The organism is Lactobacillus sp. UCMA15818 (assembly GCF_030400225.1).
GTDB lineage: Bacteria > Bacillota > Bacilli > Lactobacillales > Lactobacillaceae > Liquorilactobacillus.
This window is the reverse complement of sequence record NZ_VJYB01000028.1, coordinates 1-6,340: the sequence shown is the minus strand read 5'-3', so window position 1 is coordinate 6,340 and position 6,340 is coordinate 1. Positions and strand designations below refer to the sequence as shown.

Genomic DNA, 6,340 nt, shown 5'->3' with positions numbered 1-6,340 from the left:
ATGGATTAACTCCAGTCGAATATCGTAAACAGTATCTAGCTAACAATTAAAATAAACATGTCCAACTTTTTTAAGGCAGTACAAAGTCGGGAAAATTTGAGTACTAACTCGAAATTACGAACATAGCAAGCACTTTGCTATGAGTAATTCGAAGTTAGACGGAAAGTTTTGACTTATGAAACACGTTTATACGGAATAAATAGAGGAACTGAATCAAAACTTAACTTTTAACTCAGTCCCCAGTTACTAGATATGATTAAAAAATTAATTAAGACAGTTCGCGATATTTATAGAATATTGGAACTGTTTTTTGCTGTAAATTAATACTTTAAGTATTGTGACATAAGATGGTGAAACTTAACTTTTAATCCAAACCTTAACCCAATTTTTGATTACTTCAAACATATAAGAACCATTCTATTTTGAATTATTGTAGTTAAGGAGTACCCTTTACTTGTATACTAGTTCACAAGAAGGGATGATTAAAATGTATTATTCTAATGGGAATTATGAAGCTTTTGCTAGACCAAGAAAGCCGGCTAATGTTGATCAAAAGCAGGCTTATATTGTTGGAGCTGGATTAGCAGGCTTAGCTGCTGCTGTTTTCTTAATTCGTGATGGACACATGAAAGGCGAGCATATTCATTTGCTAGAAGAATTACCACTTGCGGGTGGTTCATTGGATGGAGCTAATCGACCGAATGTGGGTTTTATTACTCGTGGCGGTCGGGAAATGGAGAATCATTTCGAATGTTTGTGGGACATGTACCGTTCTATTCCATCCCTTGAGGTTGAAGGTGCATCATACTTAGATGAATATTATTGGTTAGACAAAGATGATCCGAATTCGTCGAATTGCAGATTGATATATGATCGAGGCAATCGTGTGCCAAATGATGGGGACTACACACTTGATAAATCGTCAAACGAATTGATTAAACTAGTTATGACACCTGAGAGCAAGTTAGGAACACAGACAATTGAAGATTTCTTCTCACCCAAGTTTTTCGAGAGTAATTTTTGGACCTACTGGGCAACGATGTTTGCTTTTGAAAAATGGCATTCTGCAGTTGAGATGAGACGATACACAATGCGTTTCATTCATCATATTGACGGATTGCCTGATTTTAAGGCACTTAAATTCAATAAGTACAATCAGTATGATTCAATGGTAAAACCAATTCTTGCATACTTGAAGACACATAATGTCGATGTTCAATACAGTACAACTGTTGATAATATTCAAGTTGATTTTACAGATGGCAGGAAAGTTGCAAAGAAATTATTACTAACTGTAGCTGGTCAGCAAACTGAAACGATTCTTACTGAAAATGACTTAGTCCTTGTTACAAATGGGTCAATTACAGAAAGTACAACTTATGGGGATCATAATACTCCTGCACCTGCAACAACAGAGTTAGGCGGTAGCTGGAATTTGTGGGAAAACTTGGCTGAACAGTCTACAGATTTTGGTAATCCTAAGGTATTTTATCAAGATTTGCCAGAGAAAAGCTGGTTTGTTTCTGCAACGGCAACAATCAAGAATGCAGCAGTTGAACCATATATTGAACGCTTAACTAAGCGGGATTTGCATGATCGTAAAGTTAATAGTGGTGGAATAATTACGATTACTGATTCTAATTGGCTTATGAGTTTTGCAATTCATAGACAGCCGCATTTTAAAGAACAATCTGAAAATGAGACCATAGTTTGGATTTATGGACTTTATTCAGATACTGAAGGTAATTATGTCCATAAAAAAATTGTTGATTGTTCAGGTAAAGAAATTACTGAGGAGTTTTTATATCATTTAGGAGTTCCAGAGTTTAAGATTGAGCAGTTAGCGGCACAGGAGTCAATTAATACGGTTCCTGTGTATATGCCATTTATTACTTCTTATTTTATGCCAAGACAAAAGGGTGACCGACCTGATGTTGTGCCAGATGGCTCTGTTAACTTGGCTTTTATCGGTAATTTTGCTGAATCGCCAACGAGAGATACAGTTTTTACGACTGAGTACTCTGTCAGAACGGCAATGGAAGCAGTGTATATGCTTTTAGGTGTTGAAAGGGGCGTTCCAGAGGTCTTCAATTCTATCTATGATATCCGTGAGTTATTAAAGGCAGTATATTATTTGAATGATAAGAAGCAGTTGAATGAGATTAACTTGCCAATTCCAGGATTAGTAAAGAAGATTGGGATTTCAAAATTAAAAAAGACTTGGTTGGCTGAATTATTAGAAGAAGCTAAACTGCTTTAAACAAGGAATACATTCGTTCAGAAGCAGTAGTGAGATCAGTATAAAACCTGATTTTAATTCAATGTCAATAACATTTAAGGGCTACTCTGTGGAAATTTTTCAGATTAGCCCTTTTTTGTGAATTTTTTTAAAATTTTTTCTAATTTCAATTTAATATAATAACTTTTTTTGAAGGCTTACCAGTGAAAAAGTTATTAAAAAAGCTTAATAACTTTTAAAAGCAAAGCAGAAAATCTATATAAAATAGTTTTTATTATAGTGATCCTTATCATAGTAGCATTTATTGACATAACATGATAAAACGAATTTAAAGTGTGCGAGGATGCAAGGAGCGATGATACATGCGATAATTAGTCCCATTACGAGCTTTTTAGAGCTGACATAGGAGGGATATAACTTGGATAAGAAAAAAGAAAGAAAAATTGCAAGCAACATAATCAAAGGTTCTTTGGGCAATATGATCGAGTGGTTTGATTGGTACATATATGCATCTTTTGCTATTTATTTTGCGAATGCATTTTTCCCAAGCAACAATCAAACTGTTGAATTATTGAGTGCTGCTGCTGTGTTTGCAGTCGGCTTTTTAATGAGACCATTTGGGAGTTTCATAATGGGCAAGTTTGCAGATCAGCATGGGCGACGTTCAGCCTTGACGCTTTCTGTTGTCATTATGGCTTGTGGTTCACTTATCATTGCAATCGTTCCAACATATCAAACCATTGGAATTCTTTCACCCATTATTTTGGTGCTGGTGCGGCTAGTGCAAGGAATCTCTCTTGGTGGTGAATATGGTATTTCAGCAACATATCTCTCGGAAATGGCTAGTTCGAATCGAAGAGGATACTACGCATCTTTTCAATATGTAACACTGATTAGTGGGCAATTGCTTGCACTAATTGTCCAAATCTTGTTACAGTATTTCTTTGATGATGCTCAGTTGAGTGCTTGGGCATGGAGAATTCCATTTGTTGTTGGCGCGCTAGGAGCACTTATTGTGCTGTATCTCAGATTGTCTATGGATGAGACTAATCAATTCAAGGAATCTGCTAAGAATGGTAAGAAGAAGGGAACTCTGAAACAATTAGCTAAGTATCCAGGACAAGTACTGACTGTCATTGGATTGACATTCGGTGGGACAATTGCATTCTATACTTACACTACTTATATGCAGAAGTATATGATCAATAGTTTAGGCTTGCCAACAAGATTAACTACCGAAATCAATTTCTTGGCACTGTTAATCTTCATGATTATGCAGCCGGTATTTGGTCATCTTTCAGATAAGATAGGTCGTAAGCCATTGTTGTATTGGTTTGGAATCTTAGGCACACTGCTAACCGTTCCAATTTTTAAAGGATTGCAGTTGTTTGACAGTCCGTTCAGTGCGTTTGTATTAATGCTGGCGGGTCTCATGATTGTGAGTGGTTACACTTCAATCAATGCAGTTGTAAAGGCAGAACTTTTTCCAACAGAGATCAGAGCTTTAGGTGTTGGATTACCATATGGACTGACAGTAGCGATTTTTGGTGGAACGGTTGAGTACGTTGCCTTATGGCTGAAGACGATTAATCATGAAGGCTGGTTCTTTTATTATGTGTCAGCGGCGGTTTTTGTCAGCTTAATTGTTTATGTCAGAATGCTTGAAACCTCAAGACATTCCAAATTAGACAAGTAGACTTGTGTTTGATTGAACGAATTTTTCAAGTAACGAGAAGAATGTAACATAGTATAAATTCAGAGTGGAGCTGGATCAAAAGTTAAATTTTGATGTAGCTCCTTTCTTGTATAAAGTAATTTCGCAGGAAATCTCAATATAGCAGATATACTTTTTTAATGTATAATGAATTAAACTATTCAATGGATATTAGTTAGTTTGAAAGCCAGAAAGGGATTATTTAGCAACAACATTCTAATAAATAAATGAGAATACTTGATTTTAGTAAGAATATTTTGTATTTTAGAAAATAAAAATAAATTTAAAGGAGCGTTTTTGTAATGTCTAATTGGGATACCAAGTTCGCGAAAAAAGGTTTTACGTTTGATGATGTTCTATTAATTCCAGCTGAAAGTCATGTTTTACCAAACGATGTTGATTTGAAGGTGCAACTTGCAGAAAATATTAAGTTAAATATCCCGATTATAAGTGCAGGAATGGATACAGTTACTGAATCAGCGACTGCAATCGCAATGGCCCGCCAAGGTGGACTAGGTGTTATTCATAAGAATATGACGATTGAACGACAAGCTGATGAGGTTCGTAAAGTCAAGCGTTCTGAGAGTGGCGTAATCATTGACCCATTTTTTCTGACTCCATCGAATACAGTTGCTGAGGCAGAGGGGTTAATGAGAAGATATCGTATTAGCGGCGTTCCAATTGTTGAAACATTGCAAAATCGTAAATTTGTCGGAATTATTACTAACCGTGATCTCCGCTTTGTTTTAGATCGAACTGTTGCGATTGATGGTGTAATGACTAAGGAAAATCTTGTGACTGCACCTGAGGGAACTTCTTTGAAAAAGGCAGAAGAAATTCTGCAAAAACACAAAATTGAAAAATTACCAATGATTGATAAAGATGGTAAGCTCACGGGCTTAATAACCATTAAGGATATTGAAAAGGTTGTTGAATTTCCAAATGCAGCAAAAGACGAACATGGTCGTTTACTGGTTGGGGCTGCAGTCGGTGTTACAAGTGATACTTTCGATCGCGCTGCTGCTTTGTTAGATGCAGGTGTTGATGCAATTGTAATTGATACTGCTCATGGTCATTCTGCAGGAGTAATTCGCAAAATCAGTGAGATTCGCGAGCATTTTCCAGAAGCAACATTGATTGCTGGTAACGTTGCAACCGCAGCAGCTGCACGCGCACTCTATGATGTTGGTGTCGATGTAGTCAAAGTTGGAATTGGACCTGGCTCGATTTGTACAACTCGGATTGTGGCCGGCGTTGGAGTACCTCAGCTTACAGCTATTTATGATGCAGCAAGTGTGGCTCGTGAATATGGCAAAACAATTATTGCTGATGGTGGAATTAAATATTCTGGTGATGTTGTTAAGGCTTTGGCAGCAGGTGGAAGTGCAGTTATGTTGGGTAGCATGCTGGCTGGAACAGATGAAGCACCTGGTGAGACAGAAATTTATCAAGGTCGCCGCTTCAAGACCTATCGCGGTATGGGCAGCTTGGGGGCAATGGACAGCAAGCATGGTTCATCTGACCGTTACTTCCAAGGTAGTGTAAATGAAGCCAACAAGCTCGTTCCAGAAGGTATTGAGGGTCGTGTCGCATACAAGGGCTCACTTGCAGATATTGTCTATCAAATTGTTGGTGGATTACGCGCAGGAATGGGATATGTTGGCGCAGCACACTTGCAAGAATTGCAAGACGATGCACAATTTATTCAGATTTCAAATGCAGGTTTACGCGAGTCGCATCCACATGACGTTCAGATTACTAAGGAATCACCTAACTATAGTAAATAATTTTATGCAGAACTTAGAAGCTATCTTGCTTCGAGTTCTGCTTTTTGCTTGGTTTCACAAGCATTTAGAATATATGTCAAGGCTTTAATACGGAGCGAAAATTTTATAAAATTGTCTAAGAGGTTTGTAAGTTTTGAATCTCCTTAAAAATGATGTTGTAGATGGATTTTTTAATGAAGGAAGTGTGTGCCATAAGTCGGTGGAATTTGAGTATCAATTAGAAATTACGAATATAGCGAGAACTCTGCTATGAGTGATTCGAAGTTAGACGGAAAATTTTGACTTATGAAATACGTTTATTCGTAATAATATATAGAGGACTTTAAAATTTAACTTTTACCCCAACTCCACATGAAAAATCCTGCTGATAGACTATCACAGCCATAAGCTATCAACAGGAAAAGGTATATGGTTTTTTTAATAACTATTTGAAAAGATCTGAATGTGATTCAGTGTCAATAAAGGGGCTGTGCCACTAATCTCTTCTTTGGGTTTATAAAACAGTTATGATTGGTGCCCTTCGCTACCAATTTTCTAATATTCATTGCCATCAAGGCAATTCCAGCTTCTCTTTTTACCTTTTCAAGACCTCTAACAGAA

The 6,340-nt window shown here is 36.9% G+C and carries 3 protein-coding genes; all 3 read left to right on the top strand.

Annotation, left to right across the window (positions count from 1 at the left end):
• Positions 1-487 precede the first annotated feature (487 nt).
• A complete protein-coding gene (locus tag FFX44_RS12470; RefSeq protein WP_289981722.1) occupies positions 488-2,260 on the top strand; it encodes an oleate hydratase in 1,773 nt (590 codons plus the stop codon).
• 397 nt (positions 2,261-2,657) lie between these two features.
• Positions 2,658-3,935, top strand: coding sequence for an MFS transporter (locus tag FFX44_RS12465; RefSeq protein ID WP_289981721.1), 1,278 nt, complete (start codon positions 2,658-2,660; stop codon positions 3,933-3,935).
• A gap of 320 nt (positions 3,936-4,255) precedes the next feature.
• Positions 4,256-5,740 carry an IMP dehydrogenase gene (gene guaB / locus FFX44_RS12460; protein ID WP_289981716.1) on the top strand — a complete coding sequence of 495 codons (1,485 nt, stop codon included), beginning with the start codon at positions 4,256-4,258 and terminating at the stop codon, positions 5,738-5,740.
• The last annotated feature ends 600 nt before the right edge of the window (positions 5,741-6,340 follow it).

Excerpts from the sequence above, each read along its gene's own strand:
- FFX44_RS12470 (WP_289981722.1), top strand. The coding sequence starts at position 488 with ATGTATTATTCTAATGGGAATTATGAAGCTTTTGCTAGACCAAGAAAG.
- guaB (WP_289981716.1), top strand. The coding sequence starts at position 4,256 with ATGTCTAATTGGGATACCAAGTTCGCGAAAAAAGGTTTTACGTTTGAT.